This window comes from Candidatus Curculioniphilus buchneri endosymbiont of Curculio glandium, assembly GCF_964275155.1.
In the GTDB taxonomy this organism is placed as follows: domain Bacteria; phylum Pseudomonadota; class Gammaproteobacteria; order Enterobacterales; family Enterobacteriaceae; genus Curculioniphilus; species Curculioniphilus buchneri.
In genome coordinates, this window is sequence record NZ_OZ193413.1 from 603,903 (window position 1) to 624,508 (window position 20,606).

Consider the following 20,606-nt stretch of genomic DNA (forward strand, 5'->3'; position numbering starts at 1 on the left):
TTGAGTATCTTCGTAAAATTTTTAGTTTGTATTGATGATCTTACTGTATCTAGTTTATACTCATCATATAAATTGTCAAAATTTCGTTGCATTAACAAAATCGTTATAATTAAGACATTAACATAATAAATAAACGAATCAATTCTCTAAATTAATAATATTTAAAATATATGTAAAATTGAATAGTGATAATACATTAATTACAATTGCTCATTTTGTCCCATGAATTGTTCATAGCTAATCAAGAAAAAGAAAAATATATTTTATAAAATAAAATGTTTTAAAAATCTGTAATTTTACATACGGAGAGATCTTATAAAACAATATTTTTTATAGTTACAAAAAATAGTTTACATTGACAGTAAAATCACGTTTATCAGATATATGTGATTTTTGAATAGGAGCGGTCATCTTCTAATTGTTTCTAAGTATATTATTTATTATTTCTTTAATGTGAATTAATTAATCTTATCTAACTTTATTTAGTAGATGCAGAATAGGAAATCTTATGTGTAGTAGTTTCGTTTTAATGTAAGTTTAAAATGAATTATTCAATTATAAACGTATCACGATCTATGTGAGATAGATCATTAGATTTCTTAATCTATCATTATATACAATAAAAATATATCTATTTTCTTATAAGTCATTTGAACTTTAAACATAGCTTTATTCTCTCTGAATGAGAAATGTAAAATATTTAAAATTTAATTATTTAAATTGTAAAATTTAAATAATTTTATAAAACAGATCAATGATTTTAATAATCATGGATATTGTAATATGACATACGTACCTCATTACGTCATACATAGTATGTTAGATATGAAAAAATAATGTACGATGATGTTTTATCTTTTAAAGATACGGGGCAAAATATCCTGTATTGTACTAATTGTCTAAAACATAAAATTACTATGTGATCTAATTAATTATATTAAAATATAAAATTATGATCACTGTATAAGATAATTTATCAATTGGTAGATTTTATTAGTTAATTTTTTTTAAAACAGTACTTTAATCAATTTAACTTCATTTCTTTGTGTATCTGTGTAATCCAGTTGTTAACACGATCAATAGTGAGTTCTGACTGTCGATCTTCATCAATAGCTAAACCAATAAAATGATCGTCGTTAACTAAGCTTTTAGAAGTTTCAAAATGATAGCCAAAGGTAGGCCAACGACCTACTAATATTGCTCCATGTGGTTCTATGATATCGCGAATGATGCCCATAGCATCGCAAAAATATTCTGCATAATCTTCTTGATCTCCACAACCAAACAATGCTACTAGATTTCCTGTGAAATCAATGTCTTCTAACGTAGGAAAAAAATCATCCCAGTCGCACTGGGCTTCCCCATAATACCAAGTAGAAATACCAAATAGCAACCGATCATATCGCTCTACATCTTCCTTACTGCTTTTAGCAATATCAAATATATCAGCAATGTTCTTACCTAGTTGTTTCTGGATGATATTAGCAATATTTTCAGTATTACCAGTATCACTGCCGAAAAAAATACCTACTTTTGCCATGGATATAAAACCTCTTTAATAGTTAGTAAAGTAGTGTACATTAACTTACAAGTTAATGTTAACGATAAAATAAAAGAATGTTACTTATAAGGATTATTGTGTAATAGAGCTAACATCTTTATTTTTTTAGATCTAGTCAATAAATATTGAGTGTTATTTATGTTTTAACTTCTAAAATTAATTTTACTACGTTTATTTTATTTTAAATTTCTAAAAGGATTGATTTAGTGAATTGCAATGAACAGCATTTTCATTTTTTTCTTAAAAGTATTTAAATTTTAGATAGTATTGTAGTAAGTCCTTAGTTTATTTCTTGTATTCTTTTAAAGAATACATCAATTTTATTAAATTTCTTTAAACAGAAAATTATTATTTATTAGTATATAAATCATAGCGTCAATTTGATTAAATTTATCAGTCGCTAATCAGTTATTGGTATAGACAATTAATATTGTCTATATATTAATTTGCCTTTTTATTGTAACCTAATTTGATTTAGAATCGACCAATTTAATTATATTAACTCAGATTGAAATTTCTCGAACAAGAAAATGATTTTAATCATTCTAAGTTTGTAAAATTGTTTTTTATCGGTCTATTTAGCTAGATCAAATCTGTTTATTTTATATAGTCGTAGTCGTTCAATAAAATTGAACAAAAGTCTGAAAATATTAAGAATAGCTTATCAGTAGTTAATTTTTCATCGAGTAATTTTAATCAGTGTTGTAAAATGATTTTAAATAATCTATTAGAAATATAATGATTAAATTAATTATTTATAATATTAACTATTTATAATTATAGGATCTAAAAATAGATTCAGTGAATTTTACATATTTTAAATGTCTTCACACTACATGTCCTACAAGGATAAAATATATTACTTAAAACTGTTCAGTATTTGCTACTATGATTCTTTTAACTATAGAGTTCAATATGTATAAAAATAACTATTAATGCGATATGGTCGTACCATAATAATTTTTATTAAAATTAACTATTTTATTTATAAACATTACAACCAATTGAAAATACTAAACAAGTGGTTTAATTTTAGTTTAAAACCATTGGCGCTTTTGTATACTCTTTTAAAAAAATTATAAAAATTTACATTTTTTCTTATAATCATCAAATTAATTTCGCGTTACATGCATAGTATCTTTAGATTGCATAGTCTTATCTTAATGAATATGTATTTTTACAATCAAATAACGTTAATAATAGAAAAATTGAAAATTTAACTTTAATGTTTAGATCAAATCGCATAATACCTTATTATTATCATACGTGATTACGTTAGTTACTGTCGCAACTATTCGACAGTGTCGCTTATATAGAATAATGGATAAAATAAAAAATATATTAAATAATATAAAGACCTTACATTGATTCATATCATAGTATATTGGTGTTGGTCAACGTACTACAAATAGAAACGTATTTTAATTTTAAAATTGAGCTTGTAGTAAATTATTTATCGAGTAATTTTTTGAGGTGCAGATATGCAAATTATCTTTATTAAAAGGAAAGCCTTGTAGAACAACTGGTGTTTTTGATGTTCATTAGGTTGATGATTATATGAGATAACTTTGATAGGTTATTATAATTAAAGCATAATTTTATTAGTACAGTTTCCTTTTAAAAAAAGGATTTCTTATAGAACCAAGATGTATTTGATTCTCTGTCCTTCTGTTTGAAGATTCCTTACAGTAAATAATACAGTTAAGGTATACAAACTGATATATTACAACGGTAATCAGTACTAATATAATACTAATTTACAATTTTATATTAAAAAAACTTGTTTACTTAAATAATAAAATATATCATAAATGAAATTATCATGAGGATATTAAGTTCCTCTCTGTTAGTTTTTAATAAAATAATTTTTGTGCTACATAAATACTTTTTATATGACAAACACAACAATGCATTGAGTACAGAGTATTTTATACTTTTTCACTAATACTGGAAGTGTTATATATTTTAATCTTACAAACTTTAATCTATGATCTAATATTCTATATTTTCTTGAGATGTAACTAATTATTAATAATGAACGACATTCTCACATTTCTTATTTAAATATAACAAGATAAGAGAAATATATTGATGACTAATCATCCTCGTGCCGGACATAGTACTTTACAAGATGATTTAATTAATGTAGCGCAATTAACGTCACAATATTACGTATTACAACCAGAACCAGGCAATAGCGATCATGCAGTCAAGTTTGGCACATCAGGACATCGAGGTAGCGCTAGCCGCTATAATTTTAATGAAACTCACGTTCTGGCTATTAGCCAAGCCATTGCAGAAGAACGTGCTAAGCGAGGGATCACTGGTCCTTGTTATGTAGGAAAGGATACTCATGCACTTTCTGAACCAGCATTTATTTCCGTCCTAGAAGTATTCACTGCCAATGGTGTAGAAGTAATCGTGCAAGCAAACAATGGATATACACCGACACCAGTGATTTCTAATGCCATTTTAGCTCATAATAAAAAACATAGTGTACAGGCTGATGGCACCATAATCACGTCCTCTCATAACCCTCCAGAAGACGGAGGTATTAAATATAATTCGCCTAATGGCGGATCAGCTGATATTTATATAACTAAAGTTATAGAGGAGCGCGCTAATGCGCTGATAGCTGAACATCTACGAAGTGTAAAACGCTTCACTATAGATAAGGCTTGGAAAAGCGGTTATATTCATCCTCAAGACTTAGTACGACCATATGTCGAAGGGTTAGTACACGTAGTGGATTTAAAGGCAATTAAAACAGCTAATTTAAAATTAGGCGTTGATCCATTGGGTGGATCCGGAATTATCTATTGGAAACGTATTGCTGAATACTATCAATTAGATTTGACATTAATCAATGAAGGGATAGACCAAACATTCCGTTTTATGCATCTTGATCATGATGGTATTATTAGGATTGATTGCTCATCAAAATTTGCAATGACTGGGTTATTAGCGTTTTGTAATCAATTTACTTTAGTATTTGCTAATGATCCCGATCACGATCGGTATGGTATTATTACGCCTGATGGGCTAATGGATTCCAATCATTATTTAGCAATAGCAATTAATTACTTGTTTCAACACCGATTAAAATGGAATCATAACGTTGGTGTAGGAAAAACTTTAGTCTCTAGTATCATGATCGATCGTATCGTCAAACATATTGGTCGACGACTTACAGAAGTACCTGTGGGATTTAAATGGTTTGTAGATGGTATTTTTAATGGTACATTAGGTTTTAGCGGTGAAGAAAGTGCTGGAGCATCTTTTTTGCGTTTTGACGGCCAACCTTGGTCTACTGATAAAGATGGTATTGTCATGTGTCTGCTCGCTGCTGAAATAACAGCAGTTACTGGTAAAAATCTTCCAAAACATTATACTGAGTTGGTACAACGATTTGGTTCTTTCACTTATAAGTGTTTCCAAGCTCCTGCTACCTGTGAACAAAAGCATAACTTATCTAACATTTCACTTAAAAAGATTAAGATCAGTAAGTTAGCAGGAGATTCTATTATTTCTTGTTTTACTACATTACCTGAATCTGACGTATCTATCGGAGGTATAAAAGTTATAACGAAAAATGGTTGGTTTGTAGCTCGATCTTCTGGTACAGAAGAAACATATAAAATCTACTGTGAAAGTTCCCTTAACCCTAAACATTGCCAGCAAATAGAGAAAGAAGCTATAAAAATTATCAATAATGTATTGTTGGAATAGAGCTACACTAATTTAAATTATTAAGATTTATTTTATTATTTGATCAGTTGATAACTGATTTCAATATTCATTGAACCGGTTTAAAAAATTAAAATTATAAAAACTTATATATATTGATAACATAATAATATTATTGTCTTTTCTTGCTTTTTGTGTACTTGCACTACAATGATTAGTGTCTAAATATAGCTATTTTCATCGTATTATATATATAATAAACTAGTAGTTTATCGATTTAAAATGAAGTGATTTTCATAACGTCCATATTTTTACAATTTCTTTATTTCTTCAATCAAATGAAGTCATACATATAAAATATACGAATGACTATTCATATATTATTACTTCGACTAGTGGTCTTAATAAAATCTAATATATGAGTACTTGCTCAATCAATATAACTTAATAATATTATTTTATTATTAGACAATAATTAATCATCTATAAGAAAATGATTCTATTGAATGAATTGTTTATTTAAAAGGAAAAGAATACTAAAAATAGTATCATTATAATTCTATTTATAAAAAACCATTGAACATCTTATATATAATATTTATTTTAATAAATGTTTTCTATTTTACATTAATCATCATTGATATACCTGTCTGGGTACAGAGCTTCATGGTAATAAAGCATAGTGAGGTTTGATTCTTAATGGAAAAGATAATAGCTTTTATTAGGAGTTAAGTATCGAATTTAAATGTCTGTTTAAGTACAGTTGACAAATTGATAGTCTTTAGAAAAAGATATTTTTTAATATCAGGATAACTAGATTTGTTTTGAATAAATTTCAACTATTCATAATAACATGTATTATTCAATATGTTATAAGGAACAAATCAACACTAATAATATCACCTTCAATATCGTTCATTGTAGCACTCACTGTCCACCTTATAACTAATAAGGTACAAAATACCACCAACTAGTTTAGTCAATCGTACTTAATTATGTTCATAAGAAATTAAAAGATGGTAACTAATCAATATTAGTTTTGTATTTTCTTGTATTAATAAGGAATAAAAAATAATAATACATACTGATTAAAAGTATATTAAATTTTTCCAGTAATTAATATACTACAAAATAGTAATTAAATTGCAAAGTATGGCTAAACGGTATATCTATAACATTTCTACATCACAATATTTAGTCATTTTATTATAGATGTGACCTTTAATGAAAAATATTAATAATGAGATTAAATAAAATTATCTATATCTCGCATTGTAACTATTCTACACATAAAAGTTAAATTATAAAATAAGTTATTTGTAAATGATTATTTACCCGCTCTTGTTTTATGCTCGTCTGTAATAACTTTAATAATATATGTTAGTTTACATTCACTTTATATATTCTTTCCGTCGTTTATTGTTACCGTTAATTTTTAGCCATAGTAAAAACCGATACAAGATATATAAAAAAGTTATAAAGCAAATTTAGGTAAATAAGATGAATCAAATATTTAATTTTAGTTCTGGTCCAGCAATGCTTCCAGAAGAAGTCTTGAAACAGATAACACAAGAACTACATGATTGGCATGGTTTGGGTATATCGATTATGGAAATTAGTCACCGTAGTCAGGAGTTTATTGATATGACTCAAATGGCTGAAAAAAATTTGCGTGAATTAATGAAGATACCAGAACATTATAAAGTTCTATTTTGCCATGGTGGAGCACGCGCACAATTTTCTGCAATACCAATGAATCTATTAGGCATCAGTGCCACTGCCGATTATATCAATAGTGGTTACTGGTCATACAATGCGATACAGGAAGCAAAAAAATATTGTGATCCACACGTTATTAACGTTATTACAGATATGGATGGCATCCGTTCCATTAAACCAATGAAATATTGGCCTCTAGATACCAATAGCCCTTATATGCACTATTGTCCGAATGAAACAATTGACGGCTTAGCTATTAATGAACAGCCAACTTTTGACAATCGTGTAGTAGTCGTAGCGGATTGTTCCTCTACAATTCTATCACGTCCTCTTAATATTAATAATTTTAGCATGCTTTACGCTAGTGCACAAAAAAATGTTGGACTATCTGGATTAACATTAGTCATTATACGTGATGATCTTTTAAAGATTTCTCATAAAAAAAAACCGCCGTCAATTCTAGATTATCAAATTTTAGCTGAACATAACTCAATGTTCAACACTCCACCTACTTTTGCTTGGTATGTTGCAGGATTAGTGTTTAAATGGCTCAAAAATCAGGGAGGATTAATAGAAATTGGTAAGAAAAATCAGGAAAAAGCAAATCTTCTTTACCGTGTAATTGACGAAAGCGATTTTTATTTGAATGTAATAAAATCGGAAAATCGTTCTCATATGAATATTCCATTTCGATTAGCAAACAATAAATTAAATAAACTTTTTTTAGAAAAATCAAGGGAATTCGGACTATATGCCTTACAAGGTCACAGAGCTGTAGGTGGTATGCGTGCATCATTATATAATGCTATGCCATTTGCAGGTGTTACAACATTAGTAGATTTTATGAAATGGTTCGCTGCCCATTACGGTTAATAAAATGTATAACACAGTAGTGGCCAAAAATAATTTTTACTTACATATATTGTAAACATGTATTTTCAATTGTTATGTTCTGGAGAAAATGTCATATATGCAAGAAACATTAACTTTACATCCTATTTCATGTGTAAATGGAACACTGAATCTTCCAGGTTCTAAAAGCGTGTCTAATCGTGCTTTATTATTAGCTGCACAAGCCTCTGGTACCACTCGTCTTATTAACTTACTAAAAAGCGATGATGTTTTTCATATGTTGACAGCTCTCAACCAGCTAGGCATAACTTGTCGAGTTTCACAAGATCATTGCAGTTGTGAAGTAGATGGTTCAGGTGGACCTTTACGTTCTAATAATAATATTCCACCAATTTTTCTTGGAAATGCTGGTACTGCTATGCGACCTCTAGTAGCAGCATTAAGCTTGCAATCACAAGAAATCACACTGACTGGTGAGTCGCGTATGAATGAAAGACCTATTGGACATCTTGTAGATGCGTTATGTCAAGGCGGCGCAAAAATTGAGTATCTTGGTCAAAAAAATTATCCACCTTTACGCTTGCATGGAGGTTATCGAGGAGGTAATATTGTTATAAATGGTGATATCTCTAGTCAATTTTTAACTGCATTATTAATGATGGCACCGCTTGCTCCTTTGGATAGCTACATTCGTGTTAAAGGTACATTAGTATCTCAGCCATATATTAACATCACCATAGAACTGATGAAATGTTTTGGTATTCAGGTTGAGCATGATAATTATCAGACATTTTACATTCAAGGAGGTAGAACTTATTGCTCACCGCGCGATTATCTCATTGAAGGAGATGCATCTAGTGCGTCCTATTTTCTAGCAGCAGCAGCAATTCGTGGTGGTACTGTACGAGTCCATGGTATCGGTCGTCACAGTTTACAAGGCGACATTCGTTTTGCTGATGCATTAGAAAAAATGGGTGCTACTATTTGTTGGGGAGATAATTTTATTGAATGTACACGAGGTACGTTGAACTCTATTGATATAGATGTAAATCATATTCCCGACGCAGCGATGACCCTTGCTACCACTGCATTATTCGCTACTAATGGCGGAACTACTACTTTACGGAATATTTATAACTGGCGTGTGAAAGAAACAGATCGATTAATAGCAATGGCAACTGAACTACGCAAAGTGGGGGCCATTGTAACTGAAGGGAGAGATTTTATCAAAATCACTCCACCAAGACAACTTACTTCTGCTAGCATAAGTACTTATAATGATCATCGTATGGCAATGTGTTTTTCGCTTGTAGCCTTATCCAACACGCCCGTAGTTATTATGAATCCACAGTGTACTCACAAAACTTTTCCTAATTTTTTTGATCAGCTTAAAAAATTAAGCACTTTGATATGATTACGGTTCATTCGCTAGTATATATTAATAGACAATGATATCTTTAATTTATCAACAGTACAATAGCGTATAATCAATTTTTAAGCTCTGTCTATTCTTTTGAAATAATAAACACGGTAAAGACAATATAAGGAAAAGACAATGAGATTTTTAGTTCCAGTTATCACCGTTGATGGACCAAGTGGTGTTGGAAAGAGTACACTTTGTAAATTATTAGCGGAAATATTTCATTTGAATGTACTGGATTCCGGAGCAATTTATCGAGTTCTTGCATTAGAGGCTCTACGTAAAAAAATGATTACTGATGATGAAGAAGCCTTAGCTGCTCTTTCTATATGTCTCGATATACTTTTTTTAATTAAACAAGGTCGGATGCATGTTCTTCTGGAAGGACAAGACGTCAGTCAAATTATTCGAAATGAAAAAATTGGTAATGCTGCATCAAAAATAGCTACTTTTTCACGTGTACGACAAGCGATTTTACGACGACAGCGTACATTTCGTACTTCACCAGGACTTATTGCTGATGGTCGTGATATGGGAACTGTGGTATTTCCAGATGCAACAATAAAGATTTTTCTCTATGCTTCATTAGAAAAAAGAGCATATAGACGCATGCGACAGTTGCAAGAAAAAGGCTTTAGTGTTAGCTTCAGAAGACTTTTATCTGAGATAAAAGAACGAGACGATCGAGATCGTACTCGTATAGTAGCACCACTCGTACCAGCACCTGATGCATTAGTACTGGACTCTACTGATTTAAGTATCGATGAAGTAGTAGTTAAAGTAATTAAAGCCTGCAAAGCAGATTCTAACGCTATCAATATAATTGGTAATACAAGATTATTCTGTTCTGGAGATAAATTACAGAATATGATCAAAATCACCCCATCTAATATTATGTTAGATGGAATTTCATTAAAAACTTGAAGATTATTAAATATGACTGAATCTTTTGCTCTTCTTTTTGAAGAATCTTTAAAAGAAATAGAAACTCGTCCAGGTTCTATTATTCGTGGAACTGTGGTGTCCATTTTAAAAGATGTTGTGTTAGTTGATGCCAGATTGAAATCGGAATCTGCCATTCCCGTTGAACAATTTCACAACGCCTATGGTGAATTAGAAATAGCGGTAGGTGATCAAGTTGACGTTGCGTTAGATGCTTTAGAAGATGGTTTTGGTGAAACATTACTTTCCCGTGAAAAAGCCAAGCGATATGAATCTTGGTTAATGCTAGAAAAAGCTTATGAAGAAAAAGTGACTGTAACTGGTACTATCAACGGAAAAGTAAAGGGCGGTTTTACTGTAGAATTACAGGGTATTCGTGCATTTCTTCCCGGTTCATTAGTTGATGTTCGTCCAGTTCGCGATACTATGTATCTTGAAGGAAAAGAGTGTGAATTTAAAGTTATTAAGTTAGATCAAAAACGCAACAATGTCGTAGTATCTCGTCGAGCTGTTATTGAATCGGAAAATAGTGCGGAACGCAATTATTTACTAGAAAACCTACAGGAAGGTATGGAAGTTAAAGGTGTTGTTAAAAATTTAACTGATTACGGTGCTTTTATCGATCTTGGTGGTGTTGATGGTTTGTTACATATTACTGATATGGCTTGGAAACGTGTCAAACATCCGAGCGAAATTGTAAGTATCGGAGATGAATTTATTGTCAAAATACTTAAATTCGATCGTGAGCGTACTCGTGTCTCTCTAGGTTTAAAGCAGTTGGGAGAAGATCCATGGATTGCTATTGCAAAACGTTATCCAGAGGGAACTTACTTAACTGGTCGCGTTACTAATTTAACTGATTATGGTTGTTTTGTGGAAATTGAAGAGGGTGTTGAGGGTTTAGTGCACATTTCGGAAATGGATTGGACAAATAAAAATATTCATCCATCTAGAGTAGTTAACATAGGTGATTTAGTAAAAGTTATGGTATTAGACATAGATGAAGAACGCCGACGTATCTCTTTAGGATTGAAGCAATGCAAGGATAATCCGTGGAAAAAATTTTCTGAAACCTATAACAAAGGCGATCGTGTTGAAGGTAAAATTAAGTCAATTACTGATTTTGGTATATTTATAGGCCTAGAAGGTGCAATTGATGGTCTAATTCATCTTTCTGATATTTCTTGGAGTGTTCCTGGCGAGGATGCTGTACGTGAATATAAAAAAGGCGATATAATTTCGGCTGTAGTTTTACAGGTTGATGTAGAGCGTGAGCGCATATCTTTGGGAATAAAACAACTGCTTGAAGATCCTTTTAATCATTATATTACTTTAAATAAGAAAGGTTCAATTGTTACCGGTAAAGTTCTATCAGTTGATGCTAAAGGTGTTAAGGTTGAATTAATCGATGCTGTAGAAGGTTATTTGCGAATTTCTGATCCTTCTCATGATCATATCGAAGATACTATGCCAATGCTAAATGTTGGTGATGATGTAAAAGCAAAATTTATTGGTATAGATCGTAAAAACCGTATAATCTGCCTTTCTGTGCTTACTAAAGAAGATATTAATGAAAAAAAATATGTCAATAGCATTTTGAATAATAAGCAAGAGGAAAATAATTTTTCTAATGCAATGGTCGAAGCTTTCAAAGCAGCGACTAAAGGTGATGAATAAAAAAAAGAAGTTAATCAACTTTACTTTTAATAGATTGATATGATATCTGTATTTTTTATGGTAAAAGTTAATTTTGGAGGAAGTATGACTAAATCCGAACTTATCAAAAGATTGGCTACTAAACATGTACACATTCGGTCAACAGTCATTGAAAATGTAGTAAAAGGGATTCTTGAACATATGATAACAACACTTATTAATGGCAATAGAATTGAAATTCGTGGATTTGGTAGTTTTGCTCTTCACTATCGTGCTCCACGCATTGGTCGAAATCCGAAAACTGGTGATAAAGTAGAGTTAATAGGTAAATATATTCCTCATTTTAAACCCGGAAAAGAACTTCGTATGCGTGCCAATATCTATATCTAATTTTAGATTTAGATTATGATTGACTTTAGAAAGGTGATCAGCATATATTTTATATATTAGGATTTGTATCTTATTTTGACAAATATCATAGTTAAGATGATATTAGTTATAATAAATAGTGCTGAAAATAAAGATGGATATTTTATATAATTAGCTAATAATTTTTTATTAAAATAATGTTATTTCCAGTGTATTAATAAATTTATTTTTATGGAATGAAATTATACAAGGACAGTGTAGATTTTTATTGCTTAATGGCAGTTCTTTCTAATAGCATACAGTATAGAAGTAAATATTGATAAGTAGTGTAAATTTTTATCAATACTGATTGATATTGAAATTATTTTAAAACATAGTGTTGTAAAAAAAGTGGCGATAAAAAAATAATTTATTTTTTAGATAACAAATTTTTACATAAAAATCTAGTATTTCCTTTCATACTAGTATTTCCTTTCATAAAGGAAATATTATTATTAGACGTTTAAGTTATTATGTGTATACATACGAAATATATATTAATATATAACATATTTAAACTCTAGTAATATAGTTCATTATATAGTTCATCAAATGAATGAGTGACATAAAATATTTGAATTTTTAAATAGAAAAATTTTTTAAAAAATTATTAAAAGCTTTCATATTTATAATTTAGTTTTTTATATTTTAAAAAAATATAAAATTAAATAATTTATATATATTACTTGTAATTAAATTACAAATGAGATACTGTTTGTATTTGCTAAAATCTAATAGATAAATATATAATTTGCCTCGTGTATTATTGTATGAATTTTATAAAACATCTTGTTGTTAAAAATGTAAACAATATATTAATAATTTTAAATATTATAAATAATAGAATAGAAGAATAAAAAAAATAAATAGTATTCATTTATATGAATAATAATATCAGATTAACAAAGTAATACTAATTCAGCACTCAACAGTAACTGATAAGTGTATACTTTAAATAAATAGCGGAAATATTTATATTTACTCAAAACTTATTATTACATAACCTTCTAAAATTTTTTATCTTTATAAATAATTTAATCAATAAAACTTAAATATTGTTATGTTGTAATTGTATAAAATACACATACCCACAATGTGTAGGCTGGATTTACTAATAGTAAATATTTACTCTACTTACTAAATAAAACTTTATATTACATTAAGTAATAATGTATAAACATGAAAAAATATGAATATAGAATAATGAATATGCAATAAATAGAATTAATAAAATTAGTCTCCTACTAGTCAATCAGTGCTTTTCAGAAGCATCTCTTTTATATGAACAAAATGAGTTCTTTTTTTAAAAAAATTGATTAGTTAATTTTATTAATTTTAGTTAAACCTTGTTTTTAAATAAGGCTTCTTACACATAAGAAATCCATATACTAATTATTTAGAAAAACTAGAATTGTTAAAAATTAATTTTAGAACATATGATATTCTCTTTAAGAACTTATTAATAATTTTTATTATAATTATTAAAAATGATTATATACTATATACTATGTCATACGTATATATATATCGTCATTAGGTTTTAGCTAATAGTAGAATGCGAAGGGCAAGTTTTCTCATAAAGGTAAAAAAAGACTTGATCGCACTCAAGTGGATACTTTAATTTAGATAGATAATGACGTTATAAATATTTGGAATATATATATAAATTCGATGGAGTGACACATATAATATAAACTGTGTTTTATGATGATATAATACATAAAAATATTGATCTAATTGATCTAATAGTTAATGATATAGTTAAATTAAACTTATATTCTAGTATTCTAATTATGATTTTTGAATATTGTGATAATCTATCATGTTTTTATTTTTTTACTTTAATAGAATTAACTAATTGTAATTATTTATCTTAATCAAATAGCAACTTATTATTAATATATGGATCATATAGTTTACGTTACTAGTCCTGAAAGTCAACAGATACATGTCTGGAAAATGGATCGATATGGCATATTAACTTTACTTCAGGTAAAAAATACCCCTGGTCAAGGACAACCAATAGTAATACATCCAAAAAAAATGCGACTTTATATTGGTATGCGTCCTTTATATAGCGTATTGAGTTACCTTATTAATAAACAAGGACTTCTAAGTGAAGAGAATTTATCAACTCAGATAGGTTGTCCAACATATTTAACTATTGATTATCAGAATGAAACATTGTATTATGTTTCTTACAGAAGAAGTTATTTAAGTGTCAGCATTATTGACAAACAAGGGATTATCAGTGCACCAATACAAATGTTAGAAGGATTGCAGAATTGTCATTCTGCTAATATCGAATCTCGTAACCGCATGCTGTGGGTACCTTGTCTTAACGAAGATAAAATTCGCCTATATCATATTGATCAAGCAGGTTACTTAACGCCTTCTTCTCCAGAAGCTATAAAAATTAAAAATGGCGCAGGGCCACGCCATATGGTTTTTCACCCTAATGGTAATTATGCCTATGTCTTAAATGAATTAAATGGTATTATTAATGTGATTTCTATTAATATCGGTAATGTCCCCTCTATTATTCAAGCACTCGATATTATACCAATTAATTTTAGTAAAATCTACCGCCGACGCTGGGCATCTGATATTCATATCACCCCTGATGGTCGTTGGCTTTATGCTTGTGATCGTGCCTCTAGTCTCCTCAGTCATTTTAATGTTTTAGATGACGGTAGCACATTAAGCTTATCAAGTTGTCAAAAAACAGAAATTCAGCCACGTAGTTTTGCCATTGATAGTCAAGGAACTTTCTTAATTGTTGCTGGTCAAAATTCACATCATATCAGAGTGTATCATATTGAGTCAAAAACAGGAAAACCAATATCCATGAATCGTTATATGGTAGGAAAAGGACCTACGTGGGTAACAATATCGGTTCAAAACGAAAATTACTTTTCCGGATCATTCCCAGCTAAATAGTAAGCACTGCAGTAACGGTAAGATTGTATATCATCAATTAAAAATTAAAAAAATACTTTCAATTTAAAATTAAAATATACAAGCATAATGAAAAACTTTTTTGATAAAAAAGAGTATGACTTTAATATCACTACAGTTATTAAAAATGATATTTTATATATCAATTTAATTTTAAAGTTCCTGAATAGAAACACCCCATTTTACAAGTAAAGTAAGTTAATTATTTTACTAAGAATATAAAGGTGAAATATGGAAATATTGATTCCATTCAAGCTATGTGAAATTCCCTGCCATTAATTGGCAGGGTAAAATTATTTTTTTATTTGGCTTTGAAAATTTCGATGAGTATAGCCGGTATACAATTGGCGAGGGCGAACAATCTTTAAACCGTTGTCATGCATTTCTTTCCAATGTGAAACCCAACCAATTGTGCGTGCTACAGCAAAAATTACTGTAAACATTGAGGATGGTATGCCCATTGCTTTTAATATAATGCCAGAGTAAAAGTCTACATTCGGATATAATTTACGTTCAATAAAATATGGGTCATGTAGTGCAATATGTTCAAGTTCTAGAGCAATTTCTAGTAAAGATTGTGACACGTTGAGTTCTTTCAATATTTTGTGGCACATTGCACGCATTACAGTAGCACGTGGATCATAGTTTTTATATATACGATGACCAAATCCCATTAAACGAAATGAATCATTTTTATCCTTAGCACGTTTTATAAATGCTGGAATATGTTCTACCTTGTTAATTTTCTCTAACATTTGCAAACAAGCTTCGTTCGCTCCGCCATGAGCGGGGCCCCAAAGAGAAGCAATACCAGCTGCAATACATGCAAACGGGTTGGCACCTGATGAACCGGCAATGCGTACAGTTGAAGTGGAAGCATTCTGCTCATGATCTGCATGTAGAATAAGAATACAATCCATCGCACGCTCAATAATTGGATTAATTTCATAATCCTCACATGGTATCGAAAACATCATATTTAGGAAATTACCAGAATAGGTAAGATCATTCCGTGGACAAATAAAGGGTTGTCCAAGTGAATATTTGTAACACATTGCAGCTACGGTCGGCATTTTTGATAGTAGGTGGAATGCTGCTCTTTCCCTGTGATGCTTGAGGTTTATGTCTAGTGCATCATGATAAAAAGCTGCTAATGCTCCTGTGACTCCACACATAACTGCCATTGGATGAGAGTCACGCCGAAATCCCTGAAATAAACGAGTAATCTGTTCGTGAAGCATGGTATGACGTGTGATAATATTACAAAAATTTTTATATTGTTTATAAGAAGGCACTTCACCATTAAGTAAAATATAGCAAACTTCAAGATAATTTGAATGCAGAGCCAACTGATCGATAGGAAAACCTCGGTATAGCAAGATACCTTCATCACCATTGGTATAGGTAATTTTAGATTCACAGGAAGCGGTAGAAGCAAAACCAGGATCAAAGGTGAAATATCCTTGAGTTCCTAGGTTGCGAATATCTATTTCTTTCTCACCCATGGTACCCATGAATACGTTCATATTAATGGGTAATTGCCCCTCAGAAGTAAAAGTTACTTTATTTTCAGGCATAATACGACCTCCTTACTTGCATTTATTAAAGATGGTACAGGTTCCCTCTTGGAAATCCACCAAAAGTTTGTTCCTTGTCTTTAGCTTACTGTACGATCTGTTTAACAATACATAATTATCTTAATAATTGAGCACGGAATAAAATGTATGAAACCTTATCTAAAAAATTCCTTTCTTCGTTTTACTTATCAATGTATTTAGGTTAATCATGAAACATTGAACATGTTAGTAAATTAGATATTAACTGTATGCACGATTTAGCATAAAAAATGAAATAGTTTATAACCAAAATATTGCATTATGGTTAATACGCATGTATCCATTAAACTATTACTCTTGTTTTTAATTATGAACTTTGATACATTTCAAATATATTAGTATCATACAGGGCAATTATCAGTTGTAATTACTTGGTATTAATTAATATTCCGATTGTATAATCAAAAAATTACTTTATCATATTTAAATGCATTATGATATATTTCGATTGAATTTAAATATAGATATGTAATGATAAAATAATTTATTGATTGTATTATCTCGACTTGCATAATTTTCATAAAAAATAATTTTTTAAAATGTTGTGGGGGAAAAGTTGTGAAAAAACATCCTATCAACTTAGATCTAAGAACAATCCAGTTTCCTATAACTGCAATAGCATCCATTTTTCACCGAATCTCTGGTGTGTTAATGTTTCTAGCAGTTGGTGTTTTACTGTGGATTCTTGGACTCTCGCTTTCTTCTCAAGAAGGCTTTATCAAAGTTATTGCTATAATGGATTATATTGTCGTCAAATTTATCTTTTGGAGTATTTTAACCACTTTGACCTATCATACGCTTGGCGGTATACGTCATATGCTAATGGATTTTGGCTATTTAGACAAAACATTAGTACTAGGTAAAATTAGTGCCGTTATTACATTTCTATTAACGATTATACTGTCAATATTAGAAGGAATCCTTGTATGGTAAATAATGCTTCATCATTAGGACGGAGTGGAGTACATGAGTGGTTATTAATTCGAGCATCAGCCATCATTATATTTTTTTATATAATTTATTTACTTTTTTTTTTATTGAAAGCTCCTCTAAACTACGAGATATGGCGAAGTTTTTTTATGGCATCCATAACTAAAATTTTTACTCTCCTAACTTTAATTGCTGTATTAGTGCATACCTGGATCGGAATGTGGCAGGTATTAACAGATTATGTCAAGCTTTTGTCTCTTCGCTTACAGTTACAGCTAGGTATTGTTATTACATTGATAGTATATTTTCTTTACGGGATGTTTATCGTGTTCGGAGCATAGTTAATGAAATTACCAATTAGAGAATTTGATGTCATTGTAATAGGTGCAGGAGGTGCAGGCATGCGCGCTGCATTGCAAATTTCCAAAATGGGACTTTCATGTGCATTAATTTCTAAAGTTTTTCCTACTCGTTCTCATACAGTATCCGCTCAAGGTGGTATCACTGTAGCTCTTGGTAATAGCCATGAAGATGATTGGCAGTGGCACATGTATGATACAGTTAAAGGATCAGACTATCTTGGAGATCAAGATGCCATAGAATATATGTGTAAAACAGGTCCCGAAGCAGTGCTAGAATTAGAACATATGGGATTACCATTTTCTCGTTTCAACGATGGGCGTATTTATCAACGTCCATTTGGTGGACAATCAATACAATATGGCACTCAACAAGCTTCTCGAACTGCTGCTGCTTCAGATCGTACTGGTCATGCGCTGTTACATACTCTCTATCAGCAAAATTTAAAAAACAATACTATGATCTTTTCTGAATGGTATTCCATAGACTTGGTCAAAAACCAAGATAATGTGGTAGTAGGTTGCATCGTGCTATGTGTCGAAACTAGTGAGTTGGTTTATTTTAAAGCATGTGCCACAATTCTTGCTACTGGAGGAGCAGGACGAATATATCAGTCTACTACTAATGCCTATATTAATACCGGAGATGGTATCGGAATGGCTTTACGTGCTGGAATACCTGTTCAAGATATGGAAATGTGGCAATTTCATCCTACCGGAATTGCCGGTGTTGGTGTTTTAATCACTGAAGCTTGTCGTGGCGAGGGAGGATATTTACTTAATAAACACGATGAACGTTTTATGGAACGTTATGCACCAAATGCTAAAGACTTAGCTAGTCGAGATGTGGTGGCTCGTTCTATTATGATTGAAATTCGTGAAGATCGGGGTTGTAGTGGGCCTTGGGGACCACATGTAAAATTACAATTACATCATTTAAATAAAGAAGTTATAGAATCTCGATTACCAGGAGTTTTGGAGTTATCTCGTACTTTTGCTCATGTAGATCCAATTAAAGAATGTATTCCAGTAATTCCTACATGTCACTACATGATGGGTGGAATTCCAACGAAAATAAATGGACAGGTTATTACTATTGACTCTCAAGGAAAAGATATCGTAATCTCCGGTTTGTTTGCAGTTGGAGAAGTTGCGTGTGTATCAGTACATGGAGCTAATCGACTAGGCGGTAATTCTCTTCTGGACCTAGTTGTATTCGGACGTGCCGCCGGCACTTTTATCAAAGAATGTCTGAAAGAACAAGGACCATTACGTGAAGCCAGCGACTCAGATATTGATACTTCTTTGAACCGATATTATCGGTGGAATCATAATCGAAGTGGAGAAAATCCAGTTGACATCCGAAAAGCTCTACAAATTTGTATGCATAATAATTTTTCTGTATTCCGAGAAGGCAAGGAAATGAACAAAGGTCTTGTTGAACTTAAAACGATTCGTGAACGATTATATTATGCTTGCCTTAAAGATCATTCAACAGCATTTAATACGTATCGTCTTGAATGCTTAGAGTTAGATAATTTAATGGAAACTGCTTATGCTACCGCAGTCTCAGCTATTTTTCGAACAGAAAGTCGAGGTGCTCATAGTAGATTAGATTTTCCAAATCGTGATGATAAAAATTGGTTATGTCATACATTATATTTACCGGAAAACAATAGCGTAACACGTCGAAATATTAATATATATCCAAAATTACGTTCGGCATTTCAACCAAAAATACGCACCTATTGAATAAAAGGATGCATTATGCAAATTGAATTTGCAATTTATCGTTATAATTCTAATGGCGATAAAAAGCCGTATATGCAAGATTACATCTTAAATATCAAGGAAGGATGCGATATGATGTTGCTAGATGCTTTAATTCAGTTAAAGGAGCAAGATCCTAGTCTATCTTTTCGCCGTTCTTGCCGAGAAGGAGTATGTGGTTCCGATGGTATAAATATAAATGGAAAAAATGGATTGGCATGTATTACACCATTATCGATGTTGTGTAAAAATAGTAATAAAATTATTATCCGTCCATTGCCTGGACTACCGATCATTCGAGATTTAGTCGTGGACATGACTCAATTTTATACGCAATATGAAAAAGTTAAACCTTTTTTAATTAACAAAAGCCGTAATCCACCAGTGCGTGAGTATCTTCAATCACCAGCTCAACGAGCCAAACTTGACGGCTTATATGAATGTGTACTGTGTGCGTGTTGTTCTACTGCCTGTCCATCTTTTTGGTGGAATCCCGATAAATTTATTGGTCCAGCAGGACTGTTAACCGCTTATCGGTTTTTAATCGATAATCGAGACACCGATCAGCAAGCACGACTAGATAATTTAAATGATGCTTTCAGTGTTTTTCGCTGCCATAGTATCATGAATTGTATCAGTGTATGTCCAAAAGGACTTAATCCTACGAAAGCAATAGGGCATATTAAAAATATGTTAATACACTATAGTGCTTGATTTATCTGATGCTT

Annotated in this window: 12 protein-coding genes and 1 pseudogene; 11 read left to right on the plus strand and 2 right to left on the minus strand. The window is 30.7% G+C overall.

Annotation, left to right across the window (positions count from 1 at the left end):
* Positions 1-1,024: 1,024 nt before the first annotated feature.
* Positions 1,025-1,540 (minus strand): flavodoxin FldA, encoded by a 516-nt coding sequence (gene fldA, locus ACICP0_RS01820; protein ID WP_395479611.1) that lies wholly within the window; start codon positions 1,538-1,540, stop codon positions 1,025-1,027.
* A 2,112-nt stretch (positions 1,541-3,652) separates the two neighbouring features.
* Between fldA and pgm the strand changes: the two genes are divergently transcribed.
* The 7 genes and pseudogenes from pgm to pgl all read left to right on the plus strand — a co-directional run bounded on the left by pgm (position 3,653) and on the right by pgl (position 15,185).
* Positions 3,653-5,290: a phosphoglucomutase (alpha-D-glucose-1,6-bisphosphate-dependent) gene (gene pgm, locus ACICP0_RS01825; RefSeq protein WP_395479612.1), complete on the plus strand. Its 1,638-nt coding sequence runs from the start codon at positions 3,653-3,655 to the stop codon at positions 5,288-5,290.
* A gap of 1,458 nt (positions 5,291-6,748) precedes the next feature.
* Positions 6,749-7,840 (plus strand): 3-phosphoserine/phosphohydroxythreonine transaminase, encoded by a 1,092-nt coding sequence (gene serC / locus ACICP0_RS01830; protein ID WP_395479613.1) that lies wholly within the window; start codon positions 6,749-6,751, stop codon positions 7,838-7,840.
* 97 nt (positions 7,841-7,937) lie between these two features.
* A complete protein-coding gene (aroA, locus tag ACICP0_RS01835; RefSeq protein WP_395479614.1) occupies positions 7,938-9,233 on the plus strand; it encodes a 3-phosphoshikimate 1-carboxyvinyltransferase in 1,296 nt (431 codons plus the stop codon).
* 141 nt (positions 9,234-9,374) lie between these two features.
* Positions 9,375-10,025: pseudogene (gene cmk, locus ACICP0_RS01840) on the plus strand ((d)CMP kinase); the annotation flags it as partial.
* A gap of 150 nt (positions 10,026-10,175) precedes the next feature.
* Positions 10,176-11,858, plus strand: coding sequence for a 30S ribosomal protein S1 (gene rpsA / locus ACICP0_RS01845; RefSeq protein WP_395479615.1), 1,683 nt, complete (start codon positions 10,176-10,178; stop codon positions 11,856-11,858).
* 84 nt (positions 11,859-11,942) lie between these two features.
* On the plus strand, positions 11,943-12,227 hold the full coding sequence (gene ihfB / locus ACICP0_RS01850) for an integration host factor subunit beta (protein WP_395479616.1): 285 nt from the start codon (positions 11,943-11,945) through the stop codon (positions 12,225-12,227).
* Between the two features lie 1,920 nt (positions 12,228-14,147).
* Positions 14,148-15,185, plus strand: a complete 1,038-nt coding sequence (gene pgl, locus ACICP0_RS01855; protein ID WP_395479617.1) for a 6-phosphogluconolactonase — start codon at positions 14,148-14,150, stop codon at positions 15,183-15,185.
* A gap of 311 nt (positions 15,186-15,496) precedes the next feature.
* Here the strand turns inward: pgl and ACICP0_RS01860 are convergent, their stop codons facing one another.
* Positions 15,497-16,780, minus strand: a complete 1,284-nt coding sequence (locus tag ACICP0_RS01860; protein ID WP_395479618.1) for a citrate synthase — start codon at positions 16,778-16,780, stop codon at positions 15,497-15,499.
* 558 nt (positions 16,781-17,338) lie between these two features.
* Between ACICP0_RS01860 and sdhC the strand changes: the two genes are divergently transcribed.
* The 4 genes from sdhC to ACICP0_RS01880 are packed head-to-tail and all read left to right on the plus strand — an operon-like array spanning position 17,339 to position 20,592.
* Complete coding sequence (sdhC, locus tag ACICP0_RS01865; RefSeq protein WP_395480244.1) at positions 17,339-17,752, plus strand: succinate dehydrogenase cytochrome b556 subunit; 414 nt, start codon at positions 17,339-17,341, stop codon at positions 17,750-17,752.
* Entirely contained in the window at positions 17,746-18,090 is a 345-nt protein-coding gene (gene sdhD / locus ACICP0_RS01870; RefSeq protein WP_395479619.1) for a succinate dehydrogenase, hydrophobic membrane anchor protein, read from the plus strand. Before sdhC ends, sdhD begins: the two co-directional genes overlap by 7 nt.
* Positions 18,091-18,093: 3 nt before the next feature.
* Positions 18,094-19,860 carry a succinate dehydrogenase flavoprotein subunit gene (gene sdhA / locus ACICP0_RS01875; protein WP_395479620.1) on the plus strand — a complete coding sequence of 589 codons (1,767 nt, stop codon included), beginning with the start codon at positions 18,094-18,096 and terminating at the stop codon, positions 19,858-19,860.
* A gap of 15 nt (positions 19,861-19,875) precedes the next feature.
* A complete protein-coding gene (locus ACICP0_RS01880; RefSeq protein WP_395479621.1) occupies positions 19,876-20,592 on the plus strand; it encodes a succinate dehydrogenase iron-sulfur subunit in 717 nt (238 codons plus the stop codon).
* The last annotated feature ends 14 nt before the right edge of the window (positions 20,593-20,606 follow it).